At 59.6% G+C, this 14,656-nt stretch carries 13 protein-coding genes; 4 read left to right on the top strand and 9 right to left on the bottom strand.

Annotation, left to right across the window (positions count from 1 at the left end; translation table 11 throughout):
• Positions 1 to 5: 5 nt before the first annotated feature.
• The gene (locus Thiosp_RS02695; protein WP_323696809.1) at positions 6 to 1,223 is read right to left on the bottom strand and encodes a hypothetical protein; all 1,218 of its coding nucleotides are present in this window, start codon (positions 1,221 to 1,223) and stop codon (positions 6 to 8) included.
• 168 nt (positions 1,224 to 1,391) lie between these two features.
• Entirely contained in the window at positions 1,392 to 2,027 is a 636-nt protein-coding gene (locus Thiosp_RS02690; RefSeq protein WP_201068815.1) for a polysaccharide biosynthesis/export family protein, read from the bottom strand.
• A gap of 404 nt (positions 2,028 to 2,431) precedes the next feature.
• Here Thiosp_RS02690 and Thiosp_RS02685 point away from each other — a divergent pair, with 404 nt between their 5' ends.
• From Thiosp_RS02685 to Thiosp_RS02675, 3 genes are all read left to right on the top strand, one after another.
• Complete coding sequence (locus tag Thiosp_RS02685) at positions 2,432 to 3,085, top strand: P-loop NTPase family protein (protein WP_201068816.1); 654 nt, start codon at positions 2,432 to 2,434, stop codon at positions 3,083 to 3,085.
• A 15-nt stretch (positions 3,086 to 3,100) separates the two neighbouring features.
• Complete coding sequence (locus tag Thiosp_RS02680) at positions 3,101 to 3,901, top strand: hypothetical protein (protein WP_201068817.1); 801 nt, start codon at positions 3,101 to 3,103, stop codon at positions 3,899 to 3,901.
• 90 nt (positions 3,902 to 3,991) lie between these two features.
• Positions 3,992 to 5,575, top strand: a complete 1,584-nt coding sequence (locus Thiosp_RS02675) for an FG-GAP-like repeat-containing protein (protein WP_201068818.1) — start codon at positions 3,992 to 3,994, stop codon at positions 5,573 to 5,575.
• Between the two features lie 155 nt (positions 5,576 to 5,730).
• On the opposite strand, the gene hemN is transcribed toward Thiosp_RS02675, so the two are convergent.
• The 7 genes from hemN to htpG all read right to left on the bottom strand — a co-directional run bounded on the left by hemN (position 5,731) and on the right by htpG (position 12,840).
• The gene (gene hemN / locus Thiosp_RS02670; protein WP_201068819.1) at positions 5,731 to 7,152 is read right to left on the bottom strand and encodes an oxygen-independent coproporphyrinogen III oxidase; all 1,422 of its coding nucleotides are present in this window, start codon (positions 7,150 to 7,152) and stop codon (positions 5,731 to 5,733) included.
• 69 nt (positions 7,153 to 7,221) lie between these two features.
• On the bottom strand, positions 7,222 to 8,178 hold the full coding sequence (gene prmB / locus Thiosp_RS02665; RefSeq protein ID WP_201068820.1) for a 50S ribosomal protein L3 N(5)-glutamine methyltransferase: 957 nt from the start codon (positions 8,176 to 8,178) through the stop codon (positions 7,222 to 7,224).
• Positions 8,179 to 8,185: 7 nt separating this feature from the next.
• Positions 8,186 to 8,656: an Rrf2 family transcriptional regulator gene (locus Thiosp_RS02660; protein WP_201068895.1), complete on the bottom strand. Its 471-nt coding sequence runs from the start codon at positions 8,654 to 8,656 to the stop codon at positions 8,186 to 8,188.
• 127 nt (positions 8,657 to 8,783) lie between these two features.
• Entirely contained in the window at positions 8,784 to 9,329 is a 546-nt protein-coding gene (locus Thiosp_RS02655) for a DUF1249 domain-containing protein (RefSeq protein ID WP_201068821.1), read from the bottom strand.
• Between the two features lie 59 nt (positions 9,330 to 9,388).
• Positions 9,389 to 9,763: a thioredoxin gene (trxA, locus tag Thiosp_RS02650; RefSeq protein ID WP_201068822.1), complete on the bottom strand. Its 375-nt coding sequence runs from the start codon at positions 9,761 to 9,763 to the stop codon at positions 9,389 to 9,391.
• A 234-nt stretch (positions 9,764 to 9,997) separates the two neighbouring features.
• Positions 9,998 to 10,651 (bottom strand): adenylate kinase, encoded by a 654-nt coding sequence (adk, locus tag Thiosp_RS02645; RefSeq protein WP_201068823.1) that lies wholly within the window; start codon positions 10,649 to 10,651, stop codon positions 9,998 to 10,000.
• Positions 10,652 to 10,821: 170 nt separating this feature from the next.
• Positions 10,822 to 12,840 carry a molecular chaperone HtpG gene (gene htpG / locus Thiosp_RS02640; RefSeq protein WP_201068824.1) on the bottom strand — a complete coding sequence of 673 codons (2,019 nt, stop codon included), beginning with the start codon at positions 12,838 to 12,840 and terminating at the stop codon, positions 10,822 to 10,824.
• Positions 12,841 to 13,008: 168 nt separating this feature from the next.
• Here htpG and Thiosp_RS02635 point away from each other — a divergent pair, with 168 nt between their 5' ends.
• Positions 13,009 to 14,643 (top strand): alpha-D-glucose phosphate-specific phosphoglucomutase, encoded by a 1,635-nt coding sequence (locus Thiosp_RS02635; RefSeq protein ID WP_201068825.1) that lies wholly within the window; start codon positions 13,009 to 13,011, stop codon positions 14,641 to 14,643.
• Positions 14,644 to 14,656 lie beyond the last annotated feature (13 nt).

The following is a 14,656-nucleotide window of genomic DNA, read 5'->3' as shown; positions in this document are numbered from 1 at the left end:
TCCACTCAGCGCGGCGCTGGGGTGTAGCCCAGGTTGAGAAAGACGGCGTTGGAAAAGGCACTCTCCTGTTGCTCAGTGTATTTCTGGTAACGTACGCGGTAGCCAAGGTCCAGTTGCCACCAATCCCCGAGCTGATGACGCAACCGCGGCTCGAGCGAGACGTAATCACGGTCATTGATGCTTTCCTCACCGTCGGGATTACGATTGCGGTAGGCATCGGCGCCAACCAGCAGCGACCAACGCGCACCGATCGGATAGTCAAGATCTAAGCCGGCGGATGTCGTGCTCGCGAGATCGCCGTTGCTGCTCGGTAGGAGTGCCTGGGAACCCGAGAGTTCCAGTTTGCCGACGTTGAAACGCTTCTCGACCGAGAGATCCACCAGCACCCCGGTGCTGTCCTGAGTCTCCGTGCCGCCGAGTGGACTTGGCGTTTCAGACGTAGCCAATCGTGGACCAACCAGCGCTGTCAACGACAAACGCTCAGAAATCGCATAGGCGCCACCGACAAGCAGGCCAATTGTATCAGAGCTGGTGCCCACTTGGTCGGCCTCGTAGCGGTCGAAAGTCAGCTGGGAAAAAAGCTGCGTGCGTTCACTCCAAAGGTAGGTGCCGCCAATGCTGCCGCCGCTCATGCGATAGTTATACAAGGGGATCTCCCCAACATCCTCGTAGGTCACGTCTGTGTAGTTGGCACCGAACTCAAGACTGGCGCGGTCGGTGAGCGAGTAAGTCCAAGACGGGGCAGCAAATAGACTTGTGCGGCGTTTGTTGACTTGCACAAAACCGGAGGTTGCCACCTCGCTGGTGAGGGTCGAGTCGTAGTCGATAAGGGCGTCGAGGCCGAAGCCGTTGCGTTCGAGTTGATAGGCTGAGTTCAACTCGAGCAATCCGTCGGTCCTGTTGAGCTCAGAAACCGCGTCATAGGTGCGATTGCTGACTTCGCTGCGGATCGCGACCTCGCTGACCTCGGTGCGGCGGCCGAATTCAGCCTCGGCGCTGGCGATCGCGCCAGCAGAGCTTTGCGCGTCGACGGTTGTCAGTCGCACGTTGTCGTCGTAGAAGGTGTCTAGGCTGGCCTTTGGCTGCAGGTACCAATCCTGCGCTGATGCTGATAACGGCAGCAGCGTGGCAAGCGCCAGAAGCCACGAGCGGGACCATGCCCGCCGGCTGCCAGCCAAATCCCGAGGCCTAAGCCACAAACGCACTGCAGTCTGATTTGGCAACGCCCTCAACCCCTTTTTCTCGACTGAATGTTAGATTACACCTCCAAGGATATGAGAAATAGAGAATTCCGCCAGTCTTTTTTTCAAAAAAAACCCAACCGCTTTGGTTGGGTTTAACTCTACTAACAGACGAAAGCCCGTCGCTAAGGCTCGTTCAAGCAGTCCCGCCTAGGGCACGACGATGACGTCGCCAGCCTGAAGTGGAATATTTTGCTGGAGGTTCTTGCCGCGTTCGACTTCCTTGTAGTTGAACGGAATCTGCAACTGCTTGCCGTCCACGGTGCGCAGCACGTTAATAGATTTTCGATCAGCAAATGCGGTCAAGCCACCAGCCATCGCCAACGCCTGCATCACCTGCACGTCGCGGCCGATGACGAAATCGCCCGGCTTATTGACCCGCCCGAGGATATAAATGCGGTTACCAGGGATGTCTTGCAGACTGACGGTCACCAACGGGTTTGGCACATATCGGGAGACACGCTTGGCGATAATGCCGGTGAGCTCCTCGACAGTGCGCCCACCAGCCTGGAGGTTTCCGACCAGCGGAAAGGAAATCCGCCCATCCGGGCCAACCAGTACCGGCCGATCCAGCCCTTCCTCGCCCCAGATTGAGATGAGGATAATGTCACCCGGCTGCAGACCGTAACCTACGGACTCGGCCGTCGTTGCTTCTGGGGCTCCTTGCGGCTCGGCCACATCGTTGGCCATCGCGGCCAAGGAAACCGAGAGGACGGCCATCCCGCACAGCCCCACCTTGAGCCAAGTCGCCCATGTCCCTCGTGAACAGAACTGCTGCCGCTGCATAGTGTCGCTCCCTCTATCTGTAGACTATAAAAAATCAAGCGCTTGGCCTGCACCGACCGACACATGCCAGTTTTGCTCGCGCAGCGCCCCGCCGCAGTCTAGCTGCAGTCTTGGCGCCTTCTCGGGCATTATCACCCCGAAGCAGGCCTTTGAGAAGGCGATGAGCGTCCATGCCCCGCTCAATTGTTGGCCCCGGTCGTTGCTGAAAACCGAGATTGGTTGTAACCTTTGCTGTTCTGTCCGATATTGATCAATATCGAACCCAACCGTTAATAGAGTCCCGCCCTCCATGAGATCCGCCCCATGAGATCTGACGTACCTCAGCCTCCGAGCCCTGACGACGCCTTTGCCATCTTGAGCAACCGGGCATGGTGCCGCGCGCAGTTGACGCCAGGAGCGGAACCATGAAGGAGCTGGAGGACCGCCGCAAAGTCCTTGAGCAAGCCGCTGAATCAAGGCGAATTTTCCTCGCTGTTGACAATGCCCTCGGGCGCCAGCCGACGGCCTCGCTGCTGGTCACGAGCGCATGTCGCGATGAGGGGAAAACCTTGACGACCGCCACCCTTGCTGCGTCGGCGGCGCTACTGGGGAGAGGCTCTGTTCTGGCGGTTGATTGCAACTGGTTCCGCCCCGCCCTGCATGGGTACTTCGGACTCGGTATCGGGGAAACGATTGACCGCTACACAACGGCCAGCGTGGCGGAACTTGCACGCCCCACCGGCATCGAAAACTGCGACATGATCACAGCGCCTGCCGATCACGGCCGCCAAGAGCCGCATTCGGTCAGCGGTTGGTACAAAATCGCCACTCGCTTGATCGAGGAGGCCAAGCAGTCTTACCAATTTATCATCATTGATGCGTCATCGGTCATACCGACCAATCGCCAGATGATGGACCCGGTCATCCTCGGCGCAATCGCCGATGGCGTGGTTCTCGTTGTACAAGCAGGCGTTTCCCTAAGGCAAAATGTCCGGAGATCCCAAAAAATACTGGAGGGTGCCGGCGTGAATATCCTCGGCGTTGTGAATAACCAACTCCGCCCCCAGAAAACCCGCTAGGTTGGCACTAAATCCATGTTTTTCTTTTTTCGACGATACCGCCACGCAATTGTTGCGCACAAGGCATGGCTGTTGGTCATTGTTGCGGTCTCGCTTCTCGTCGGCGGCTGGGCCGTCATCCGCCCGGACCTTTCATTCGCATACCAGGCGTTTTCGTTCGCGGGCGATCCGCCCATCGCAGCAAGCGATAGCCCGGTCAACGTCATCCCGCTATCCCAGCTGCTTGCTGAGCCAGAGGGTTTATTCAACGAACAGTTCGCGACGATGCAACTCCGTAAGCAATTGAGCCTGACCGGAATGCTGCCTGATAACGTCCAGCTGAACGAATTTGCCCTAGGCCGCGTGGTGCACGACACCATGACCTTCGAGCGCACCTCGCCCGGGGAGTTGCGCATCCGCTACCAAGGTCAGAGCGAAACCCTTGGGGTCGCCTTGGTCGAATTTTTTTCCCAGCGGCTCATCAGACGCGCTCAGAGCGGCAGCACTCGCGCGGGCCAAACTTCGACACCGGCTTCGACACCGGAAGGCTCAAGCGCCGACGGCCAACAACCCCCGGCGCAAGCAGTGCTGAACCCGGAACAATCCATTGTCACCGGCAGCGCAAGCTCTCCGTTCCACTGGGCAAAACTGACGCCAGCACTGATCACTTTTGCAGCCTTGATGATCACCTTCTTGCTGGTCGTTGGCATCAAGGAGCTTTTAAACGCAGCGTTCAAGTCCGAGCGTCAAATGGCGCGTTACCTCGGGCTACGAGTGCTAGGAACCGTGATCGACGCAGACCACTTATCCACGAACAACCAATCGCCGGCCAAGTGAACGCGGCTGATTTAGGACGTATTTTTCCGGGAACCTGCTATTATTTAGGATAGAACCCCGAGGGCAGAACCTACAGGAGGTTACCAGACGATGGCGGCATTTAGCACAAGATATACTAGCACAAAGCATACCACAACTGCTTTGTGCGGGTTGTTCTGTTTATCGAGTTCGATCGTTTTTGCAGCCACATACAACCTTGCATGGGACCCGGTTGATGACAGCCGAGTGGCAGGGTATCGCGTCCACTACGGAAATGCCTCCGGCACTTACACCGAGGTCATCGACGTCGGCAAAACCACCCAACATAGTATTGGTGGCCTCGCTGGCAACCAGCCCTTCTACTTTATTGTGACTGCTTACGACGGCCAAGGAAATGAGTCGCCCGCATCGAACGAGGTCCAGGCCCAACCTCAAACCCAATCTCAGGTTCGACCCACGAGATCAGACCAAATTCGCTCCCCTGCCGGTGCTGTCGGTAATTCCAGACAGGCAAACAGCAGAAAGGCTAGCGGACGCAGCCTCGCCGATGGTAGCGACCCGAGCACAGACCTCTCGCCAGCCACCGCCGAAGCCCCGGTGATTCCAAAATTGCTCACCGGGTTCGGTCCCTACCCGCAAGATGGTGGATGGACATCGGTCTTGAGTCCTGATTGGCTCGAAGAAAACCGCGTCCTGTTGGATTGGCCAGAATACAACGCGCTGAGCGGCGAAACTCGCCCGGCAACGGGTGACATCGACGGTGATGGCCGCGACGAGCTGGTCATTGGGCTAGGACCTGTTCAAGGCGTTCCCGGTGTTCCGGGCGGTATTTTTCAGGTTTTCGATGACGACCTCACGCCCTTGGCATGGGGAAAAATCGACTGGGTCGACTACAACAGCCAAAACGGTGAGACCCTTCCTGCGGTCGGGGACATCGACGGTGATGGCCGCGCCGAGATTATCGTCGGGCTCGGTGCCGGCGGTGGCGGTATGATGCAAGTCTTCTCCTACCAGGAGGACGACCAGGGTAATGGTACCCTTGTGAGTTCCGGCTGGACGGAAGTTGGCTGGCCAGAGTACGCACAGATGAACGGCGAAACACGGCCAGCGCTCGGTGATATCGACGGCGACAGTGTTTCAGAATTGATTATCGGCCTTGGCACGACTGCGAACATTGCCAATAGCAACGGTGGCGGGAATTTTGTCATTAAAGATGGCATCACCGGAATGACTCCCTCCGAACCCGGGCAGCCAAGCGCCTTGTTAGGCAGTGACGACCAGTTTTTTTCCTTGAGCTGGCTTGATTATGCCGGCGTTAACGGGGAAACCTGGCCAGCAACCGGGGATCTCGACCAGGACGGACGCGACGACGTCATTCTTGGCCTCGGTGAGGGTGCTGACGGCACCATGGAACTCTTCCACTCGGAGCCGGATGGCTATTTGCTGCCCTTTGGTTTTGCGGAGCTTTCGGGTCAAGAATACGGTGGCAGCTCAGGTGCTGTCCGGCCATCTGCAGAAGATTTGAATGGCGACGGCATAGTTGAGGTCATCGCCAGTCGCGGTGTCGCAAATGAAGCGCGCGTTGAACTCTTCGACAATGTAGGCTCCGTCCTTGTCCACAAAGACAGCCTGCTTGTGAGAGACTTTGGCGAGTTCACCGCCGATGTGACGATCTGGCCTGCTGTCAAGAAATAATTTCCAACTGGAAATTGCTAACTGAATAGCAGCGGTGAGCTAATTGCTCACTCGCTGCTATCCCGCAGATACAGACTCAAGCAGGTTTTGCTTGGGTCGCGTGTCTTTACCCTCCTCCTCGACCCTCTCCTGCCGTATCCACCTGAGCGCCCCGCTCAGATCACTTTCGAGAAGCCAACCGGCCCTTGCTTGGCCTCGAGGTAGGCGTCGAAGGCCATGCAGATGTTGCGGATGAGTAGTCGGCCTTTGGGCAGGACGCGGATGCCACCAGCGTCAGTTTCGAGCAGGCCATCGGCTTCCATGTTCTTCAGTTTGCTCAGGCCTGTAGCGAAGTAGTCGCTAAACTGAATGTCCCACACGCGCTCGACCTCGGCGTAGTCGAGCTTGAAGTTGCAGATGAGGCGGGTGATGACATCGCGGCGCAGTTCGTCGTCGCGATTGAGCTCAATGCCGCGGAAGACGGCTAGGCGGCCGGCGTCGATGTCGGCGTTGTAGGCTTCCATCTCGCGCTGGTTCTGGCCATAGGTGTTGGCCACCTTGCCGATGGAGGTGACACCCAGGCCAATCAGGTCGGCGTCGGCATGGGTGGAGTAGCCCTGGAAGTTGCGATAGAGGGTGCCATTGCGCTGCGCCAGCGCCAGCTCATCGTCCGGACGGGCGAAATGGTCCATGCCGATGTAGAGCCAACCGGCGTCGGTCAGGCGCTCGATGGTCATTTGCAAGATGTCGAGTTTGACCTGAGGCGGCGGCAGATCATCATCCTTGATGCGTCGCTGCGGGCTGAAGCGTGATGGCAGGTGGGCGTAGTTGAATACCGACACCCGCTCGGGCGCGGCATCGATGACCTTATCGAGTGTCTTGCTGAATTCATCCGGGTCCTGGAAGGGCAGGCCGTAGATGAGATCGATGCTGATAGAGCCAAAGCCAACCTTGCGCGCGGCCTCAAGCACTGCCATGGTTTCAGCCTCGGTCTGAATGCGGTTGACGGCTTTCTGCACCTTGGTGTCAAAATCCTGCACGCCGAGGCTCATGCGGTTAAAGCCCAGCTCACGCAGCAGCTTGACGGTGTCGCCTCCGGCCTCGCGCGGGTCGATCTCAATGGAATACTCACCGCTGTCATCATCAAGCAGGCGGAAATTCTTGCGCGTCTGATCCATCAGCTCACGCATCTGCTGCTGGCTGATGAAGGTCGGGGTGCCGCCGCCCCAGTGGAGTTGCTCGACCACGCGGTCATCATCAAAGAGCGCGCTCTGCATCTCCATCTCGCGGTACATGCGCTCGAGGTAAGGCTGGGCGAGGCTGCGATCTTTGGTGGCGACCTTGTTGCAGGCGCAGTAGAAGCACAGGGTGTCGCAGAAAGGGATGTGAAAATACAGCGACAGCGGACGCTTGCTCGAGTTGCTGCGTTCGCAGGTGGCGCGGTAGGCGGCCTCGTTGAAGCCATCGTGGAATTCGACCGCGGTGGGGTAGGAGGTATAGCGCGGGCCGCTCTGGTCGTAGCGCTTGATCAGGTCGAGGTCGAAAACGGTGCGCTGATCGGCCATCTGCGCTTGGGAGGTCTGCGTTTGGTCAAGCATGGGTCTAATATGAAAGTGTTGGCATGAATTGGTCGGCACAACATCATTGGCGCTGAATTATTGCAAGCGTCAGTTCGCTGTCGCTGCCTGTGCGAACTTCCCATGATAATCGATCAGCTGCTCGCGATGGAGCAGAAAAACGCCCTCGCCGCCGCGCTCGAACTCTAGCCACAGGAATGGCACCTGCGGCAACCGCTCCTGTAGCACAGCTGCGGTGTTACCGACTTCAACGATCAGCGCCCCTTGGTCGGTGAGATACTCCGGCGCATCGCGAAGAATGCGCAGAACCAAATCAAGCCCCTGCTCGCCGGCGGCGAAGGCAGCCACCGGCTCATGGGCGTATTCGGGCGGGAGGGTGGCAAGCTCGGCTTGGCCGACATAGGGCGGATTGGAGAGGATAAGATCGTATTGGAATCCCGACAGCGCGGTGAACAAGTCCGACTCAATCACGCGCACCCGGTCCTCGAGCCCGGCGGCGTCTGTCAGGCGTTGCAGGTTGCTGACCGCGACCTGCAGGGCCGCCGGCGAGCGCTCTGCGAGATCGACCCGCACCTGCGGCAGATGCGCAGCCGCAGCAATGCCGATGCAGCCACTGCCGGCGCACAGGTCTAACACCGCTGTCATCCGCTCCGCGTCGAGCCAGGGCGCGAACCGGGCTTCAACCAGCTCCGCAATGGGCGAGCGCGGGATCATGACGCTTTGATCGACTGAAAACTCAAGCCCAGCAAACCAGGCATGCCCGGTCAGGTAGGCCGCCGGGATGCGCTCGCGCACTCGACGCTGCAGCAGGGCCGCAACCTCGTCACGCTCACCTGGAGTGAGTCGGCAGGGGTAAAGATCGCCGCCAAGCGGAAGATCGAGATGCAAGGCATCCGCGACCAGCCAGCAGGCCTCATCGAGCGCATTGCCGGTGCCATGGCCGAAGAACAGGCCGGCTTGCTGAAAGCGGCTGGTGGCCCAGCGAACAAAGTCACCAATAGTCAGGAGATCCTGGGTATCAGCGAGCAAGTCCGGCAAGTGACTCATATTCCTCTCAGGCAGCCTGCTTTTTCAGCGGGTCAGCCGCCAGATGCACATTGGGTGAAAACAGCGGATCACGCTTGCCGCCGCGCTCGACCAAGTCTTTCAAAGAGATGTTACTCAAAAAGCCGAAGATCTCGTCACTGAGCTGGTCCCACAGGCTGTGGGTCAGGCACTTCTGCCCGTTGCGACAGTTTTCCCGCCCGCCGCACCGTGTGAATTCAACCCACTCGTCGACAGCGCAAATAATGTCGGCGATGGAAATCTCACTGGATTCCCTGCCCAGGTAATAGCCGCCTCCCGGCCCGCGCACGCCACGCACCAGGCTTTTGGCGCGCAAGGCGGAGAAAAGCTGTTCTAGGTAGGACAGAGAGATCCCCTGATTTTCTGAAATACCCGAGAGTGTCACAGGCCCCTGGCCGTCGTGCAACGCCAGATCCAGCATCGCCGTCACCGCGTACCTGCCTTTGGTGGAAAGTCTCATGATCGCATACCCCAAGTCCATTCGCCGCCATCGCATGACGGCTGTAATACCCTACCCTATAACTAGGTTTTAAGCGAACAATTGTCAAGCATCGGGGTTGCGAATATTTTTCAACCATGTCGAGCTGTCAGCAGGCGGGCGCGGAATCCAACGTCTTGGCAGGGCGCGGGCGCGGGCGGGCCGGGAAGAACCGGTAGTCCTCGCGCACGCAGTACCCCAGCCATTTTGCGAGAAACCAGTTCGCGTCCCACTTTGACTGCAGCGTTGCCAGCCGGTCTTCTCCAAACAGCGGCAGCACGGTCTGACGCAGCGAGATCACCTCGACCTGTCGGGCATCGTGACAGACGCGCAAGTAGGCGTCCGGGTCGGCATGCCAGGCTTGCGTCTGGTCGGTCTCACCATTCAGGGGGTCATTTTGGCACCCCAAATGATTTTGGCTTAGGGAGTCATCCTGGGACGGGAAGCGATAGGTGAGACGCAGGGTTGTCGTGTAACGCGCCTGGTCGATGACATCAAGGTACAGGTCGGTGCCCTGCCCGGACGCCCGATGCCCTCCCGCCAACCGGCGCAGGTCGGGTGCCAGGCACAACAGCAGCTGGTAGTTCTCCTCCAGCAACTCAAGCAGGGCGCCGACCGTGGGGCCACGGAGCCAGGGTGTCGCAATGCCAGGCACAGTTTCTGGAAGACTCTTTCTGGAAGACTCTGGCGGGTGAAATTCGCGAACGCCAAGCCTCAGCTGTTGGCCGCGGCCTGTTGTTGCTCCATATCGGCACGCACCTTGTCCATGTCGAGCTCGCTGGCTTGGGTCAGCAGATCGCGGAAGGATGCCTCCGGCAGCGCACCGGCCTGCGAGAAGATGATGACCTGATCGCGGAAGATCATCAGCGTGGGAATGGAGCGAATCTGGAAATGCGCCGCCAGTTGTTGCTCTTGCTCCGTGTTGACCTTGGCGAAGACGATGTCTTCGTGATCATTCGAGACCTTTTCATAGACAGGCGCGAACGAACGACAGGGGCCGCACCAGGGCGCCCAATAATCAACAAGAACAAAGGGGTTTTGTGTGATCGTGGACTCGAAATTCTCACTCGTCAATTCGATGACTGCCATGACCAACTCCTGTTTGTTTAGCATCTGGTTACAAGACGCTGCCCAGTGTAACAGATTCGCTCAACTCCGACAGGAGCCGCGCCACAGCTCATAGCGCAATATAATTACACGAAAAAAATCGCCCGCAGACTGCAGTGATGCGCCGTCGGTGCGCTGTCATCACCTTGCCATCAAGCCCGACAGCAAGGCCCCGCGCGCCCGGTCGTCACGCGGGCCACGCGCATCGGCATTGCGTCAGGACAGGGTCTTGAGGATGTGCTCGCGCACTTGATCGACGCCGCCCACCCCCTCAACCTTGCAGTAACGCGGGGCGCCTTCGCCACCCTGCTCGGCCCAGCTCGAGTAGTAGTTGATCAGCGGACTGGTCTGCTCATGATAGACCTCGAGGCGCTTGCAGACGGTTTCTTCCTTGTCATCGTCGCGCTGGATCAGCGGCTCGCCGGTGATATCGTCCTTGCCTTCCTCCTTGGGCGGATTGAAAACAACGTGATACGTGCGCCCAGAGGCCAGATGCACACGCCGCCCGGACATGCGCTTGATGATCTCCTCGTCCGGCACAGCAATCTCGACAACGGCGTCAACAAACACCTTGCCGGCCTTAAGCCCATCGGCCTGGGCGAGGGTGCGCGGGAATCCGTCGAACAAAAAGCCATTCTGGCAGTCGTCCTCGGCGATGCGTTCCTTGACCATGGCCATGATGATGTCGTCCGACACCAGCCCGCCTGCGTCCATGATGGCCTTGGCTGCCTTGCCCAGCTCGCTGCCCGATTTGACCTGCGCGCGCAGCATGTCGCCAGTGGAAATTTGCGGAATCTTGAAATGCTCAGTGATGAAAGCCGCCTGGGTACCTTTACCTGCCCCCGGCCCGCCAAGAAGAATGACGCGCATGTGCTGAAGCCCTCATAGTAGTTTAAGTTGGCCGCGCTAGGCTGCCACAGAGGCGGGTGCGGAGCAAACTTTGGCTGCCCCTCCCGTTCCCGGTCCCGTTCCAGCACCAACAGCAGCCGGCTCCGCGTTCCCAGCGGGACGCGGAGCCGGCACCAGGTAACAGCCGTGCATCAGCCCCCGGTCATAAACAGCCCGAGCATCAGCTTGTTCAGCCGCCCGACGAAGGCTGCTGGATCATCGAGCTGACCGCCTTCGGCGAGTTCGGCCTGGTCGAGCAGGATCAGGCCCAGGTCCTTGAAGCGGCTGTCATCGCTTTCCGATTCCAGCCGGCGCACCATCGGGTGGTCCAAGTTCAGCTCCAGGATCGGCTTACTATCCGGCGCATCCTGGCCGACGGATTTCAGCACGCGCGCGAGGTTGGCGCTCATGTCATGGGCGCCAACCACGATGCAGGCCGGAGAATCCACCAGACGGCTGGAGGGGCGCACCGAATCGACCCGGTCGCCAAGGGCGTCTTTCAGGCGCTTGAACAGGTCCTTGTGCTCTTTCTCGGCCTTCTCGGTCTTTTCCTTTTCCTCCGCGGCGCCGATTTCGCCTAAGTCCAGCTCGCCCTTGGTGACGGACTGCAGGTGCTTGCCTTTGTATTCGCTTAGGTTGGACACTAGCCATTCGTCGACGCGGTCGGAGAGCAGCAGGACTTCAATCTCCTTCTTGCGGAACACCTCCAGGTGGGGGCTGTGGCGCGCAGCGGCAGGGCTGTCGGCGGTGATGTAGTAGATTTTGTCCTGGCCTTCCTTCATGCGCTCAATGTAGGCATCGAGCGAGGTGTCCTGCTCATCGCCCTCGCCCACCGTGGTGGAGAAACGCAGCAGGCCGGCGATGCGCTCACGGTTAGCGAAGTCCTCAGCCGGGCCTTCCTTGATTACCCGGCCGAATTCCTTCCAGAAGGCCTTGTAGTTGTCGGGCTCATCCTTGGCCATGGTCTCGAGCAGGCCGAGTACCCGCTTGACGTTGGCGCCGCGAATGGTGTCAATCTTGCGGTTATGTTGCAGGATCTCGCGCGAGACATTGAGCGGCAGGTCGTTGGAGTCCACCACGCCCTTCACAAACCGCAGATAGTGCGGCATCAGCTTGTCGGCCTCGTCCATGATGAAAACGCGCCGCACGTAGAGCTTGACGCCATGCTTCTGGTCGCGGTCCCACATATCCCAGGGCGCGCGCTTGGGGACGAACAATAGCGTGGTGTACTCGTTGGTGCCCTCAACGCGGTTGTGCGCCCAGGAGAGCGGCTCTTCAAAGTCATGCGAGATGTGCTTATAGAAGCTCTTGTAGTCGTCATCGGAGATATCCGACTTGTTGCGCATCCATAGCGCCTGGCCGGTGTTGACGCGCTCGTACTCAGGTGCATCCTCCTTGCCTTCCTGCTTGTCCTTTTCCTTCTCTTCGTCGCTGCGGAAGTCCTGCTTGAGCATCTCCACCGGCACGGCGATGTGGTCGGAGAATTTGCTGATGATGGAGCGCAGGCGCCAGTCGTCGACAAATTCCTTCTCGTCCTCTTTCAGATGCAGGATGACATCGGTGCCGCGGCCGGGCTTGTCTAAGGTCTCGAGCGTGTAGCTGCCACGGCCGTCGGACTCCCAACGTACGCCATGCTCGGCGCCAAGGCCGGCGCGGCGGGAGACGAGTGTGACCTTATCGGCGACGATAAAGGCGGAGTAGAAGCCGACGCCGAACTGGCCGATCAGGGTGCCGTCAGTGGCGGCATCGCCTTCCTTAGTGCCCTCTTTTTTGGCGTCATCCTCTTTGGCGCCATCCCCAGGCGCGCCCTGGCGGTCCTTGAGCGCCTCGACGAAGCGGCGGGTGCCGGAGCTGGCGATACTGCCGATGGTCTCGACCACCTCCTGGCGGCTCAAACCAATGCCGTTGTCCGAGACGGTGACGGTGCCGGCGTCCTTATCGACCAGGACCCGCACCCGCAGCTCGGGGTCATCTTCGAACAAGCTGGCATCGGTCAGCGCCTCGAAGCGCAACTTCTCCGCCGCGTCCGAGGCGTTGGAGACCAGCTCACGCATGAAGATCTCCTTGTTGGAGTAGAGCGAGCGAATGACCAAGTCGAGGACATGGCTGACCTCGGCCTGAAATTCCAGGGTTTCCTTTTGAGTAGAGTCTGGCTGAGTAGAGTCTGTCATGGATCGGTTTTACCTCAATGTTTTTTCCAGTCGGCCACTGGCGGCAGCCAACGCCAAAATCAATCGCCCATTGTCGCACAGGATCATGGGGTTACAATCAGGGTTCCACAGCTTCCTCGTCGCGCCCGTCGATAGAGGCTATCCACCGCGTTTTCAAGGGTTTTGCAGATGGAACCAAAAGTTGTCAGCACACCAACGTTCGAGGGGCAGAAACCGGGCACCTCGGGCCTGCGCAAAAAGGTCAAAGTCTTTCAACAACCGCACTATCTCGAGAACTTCGTTCAGGCCATTTTCGACACCCAGGCCACCCTGCACGGCGGCACCCTGGTCGTGGGTGGCGATGGGCGCTACTTCAATCGCGAGGCCATCCAGACCATTCTGCGCATGGCCGCGGCCAATGGCGTGGCGCGGGTGCTGGTCGGCCAAGGCGGGATTCTCTCAACCCCGGCGGTGTCCTGCATCATCCGCAAGCATGCCACCCAGGGCGGCATCGTGCTCTCGGCCAGCCACAACCCCGGCGGACCGGATGAAGACTTCGGCATCAAGTTCAATGTCGCATCCGGCGGCCCCGCGTCCGAGTCGGTGACCGATGCCATCTATCAACGCACGACCGACATTGAGCGCTACTTAACCCTGGAGACGGACGCGATCGATCTCGACCAGATCGGCGACTCTCAACTCGGCGACACGCGCGTCAGCGTCATCGACCCGGTCGCCGACTATGCCATGCTGATGGAATCGCTGTTTGATTTCGATGCCATTCGCGATTTGTTCAAGTCCGGCAGCTTCCGCATGTGCTTCGACGCCATGCATGCTGTCACCGGCCCCTATGCGACCGAAATCCTGGAAAACCGCCTCGGCGCTGCGCCCGGCACCGTCATCAACGGCATCCCGCTAGAAGACTTCGGCGGTGGCCATCCCGACCCCAATCTGGTGCATGCGCACGAGATTGTGGAACTCACCCAGGGCGCCGAGGGGCTGGACTTTGCCGCAGCCTCCGATGGCGACGGCGACCGCAACATGATCTTGGGGCGGGATTTCTTTGTCACCCCCAGCGACAGCCTCGCGGTGCTCGCAGCCAATGCCGAGGTCGCGCCAGGCTACAAGGCCGGCATTGCCGGGGTGGCGCGTTCCATGCCGACCAGCCAGGCAGCCGATCGTGTCGCTGAGGCACTCGGGGTGAACTGCTTCGAGACGCCAACAGGGTGGAAGTTCTTCGGCAACCTGCTCGATGCCGGGCGCATCACCCTGTGCGGCGAGGAGAGCTTCGGCACCGGCTCGTCCCACGTGCGCGAGAAAGACGGCCTCTGGGCGGTGCTCTTCTGGCTCAATCTACTTGCCGCCAAGCGCCAGTCAGTCGCGACCATCGTGCGCGATCATTGGCGGCGCTTTGGCCGCAACTACTACACCCGCCACGACTACGAAGGCGTCGACAGCGAGGCAGCGACAGGCTTGGTCCATCACCTGCACCTGCTGCTTGCCGATCTGCCCGGTCGCCAATTCGGCGACTGCAAGGTCGCCTATGCCGATGACTTCAGCTACACCGACCCAGTCGATGGCAGCATCTCAGCCAATCAGGGCATTCGCATCGGCTTCGAGGACGGCTCGCGCATCGTCATGCGCCTGTCCGGCACCGGCACCTCGGGCGCGACCCTGCGGGTCTATATTGAGCGCTTCGAGCCGGACCCTGAAAAACATGATCAGGACGTGCAGCTTGCGCTCGAGCCCTTGATTCTCATCGCGCGCGAACTCGCGCAGATCGAAGCCCGTACCGGGCGCTCGGCACCAGATGTCGTGACCTGAATTCCGCTGAACG

Origin of the sequence: Thiorhodovibrio litoralis (assembly GCF_033954455.1) — a bacterium.
GTDB classification, from domain to species: Bacteria; Pseudomonadota; Gammaproteobacteria; order Chromatiales; family Chromatiaceae; genus Thiorhodovibrio; species Thiorhodovibrio litoralis.
This window is presented reverse-complemented; position numbering and strand designations above follow the sequence as displayed.

Excerpts from the sequence above, each read along its gene's own strand:
- Thiosp_RS02690 (WP_201068815.1), bottom strand. The coding sequence starts at position 2,027 with ATGCAGCGGCAGCAGTTCTGTTCACGAGGGACATGGGCGACTTGGCTC.
- Thiosp_RS02685 (WP_201068816.1), top strand. The coding sequence starts at position 2,432 with ATGAAGGAGCTGGAGGACCGCCGCAAAGTCCTTGAGCAAGCCGCTGAA.
- Thiosp_RS02680 (WP_201068817.1), top strand. The coding sequence starts at position 3,101 with ATGTTTTTCTTTTTTCGACGATACCGCCACGCAATTGTTGCGCACAAG.
- Thiosp_RS02675 (WP_201068818.1), top strand. The coding sequence starts at position 3,992 with ATGGCGGCATTTAGCACAAGATATACTAGCACAAAGCATACCACAACT.
- hemN (WP_201068819.1), bottom strand. The coding sequence starts at position 7,152 with ATGCTTGACCAAACGCAGACCTCCCAAGCGCAGATGGCCGATCAGCGC.
- prmB (WP_201068820.1), bottom strand. The coding sequence starts at position 8,178 with ATGAGTCACTTGCCGGACTTGCTCGCTGATACCCAGGATCTCCTGACT.
- Thiosp_RS02660 (WP_201068895.1), bottom strand. The coding sequence starts at position 8,656 with ATGAGACTTTCCACCAAAGGCAGGTACGCGGTGACGGCGATGCTGGAT.
- trxA (WP_201068822.1), bottom strand. The coding sequence starts at position 9,763 with ATGGCAGTCATCGAATTGACGAGTGAGAATTTCGAGTCCACGATCACA.
- adk (WP_201068823.1), bottom strand. The coding sequence starts at position 10,651 with ATGCGCGTCATTCTTCTTGGCGGGCCGGGGGCAGGTAAAGGTACCCAG.
- htpG (WP_201068824.1), bottom strand. The coding sequence starts at position 12,840 with ATGACAGACTCTACTCAGCCAGACTCTACTCAAAAGGAAACCCTGGAA.
- Thiosp_RS02635 (WP_201068825.1), top strand. The coding sequence starts at position 13,009 with ATGGAACCAAAAGTTGTCAGCACACCAACGTTCGAGGGGCAGAAACCG.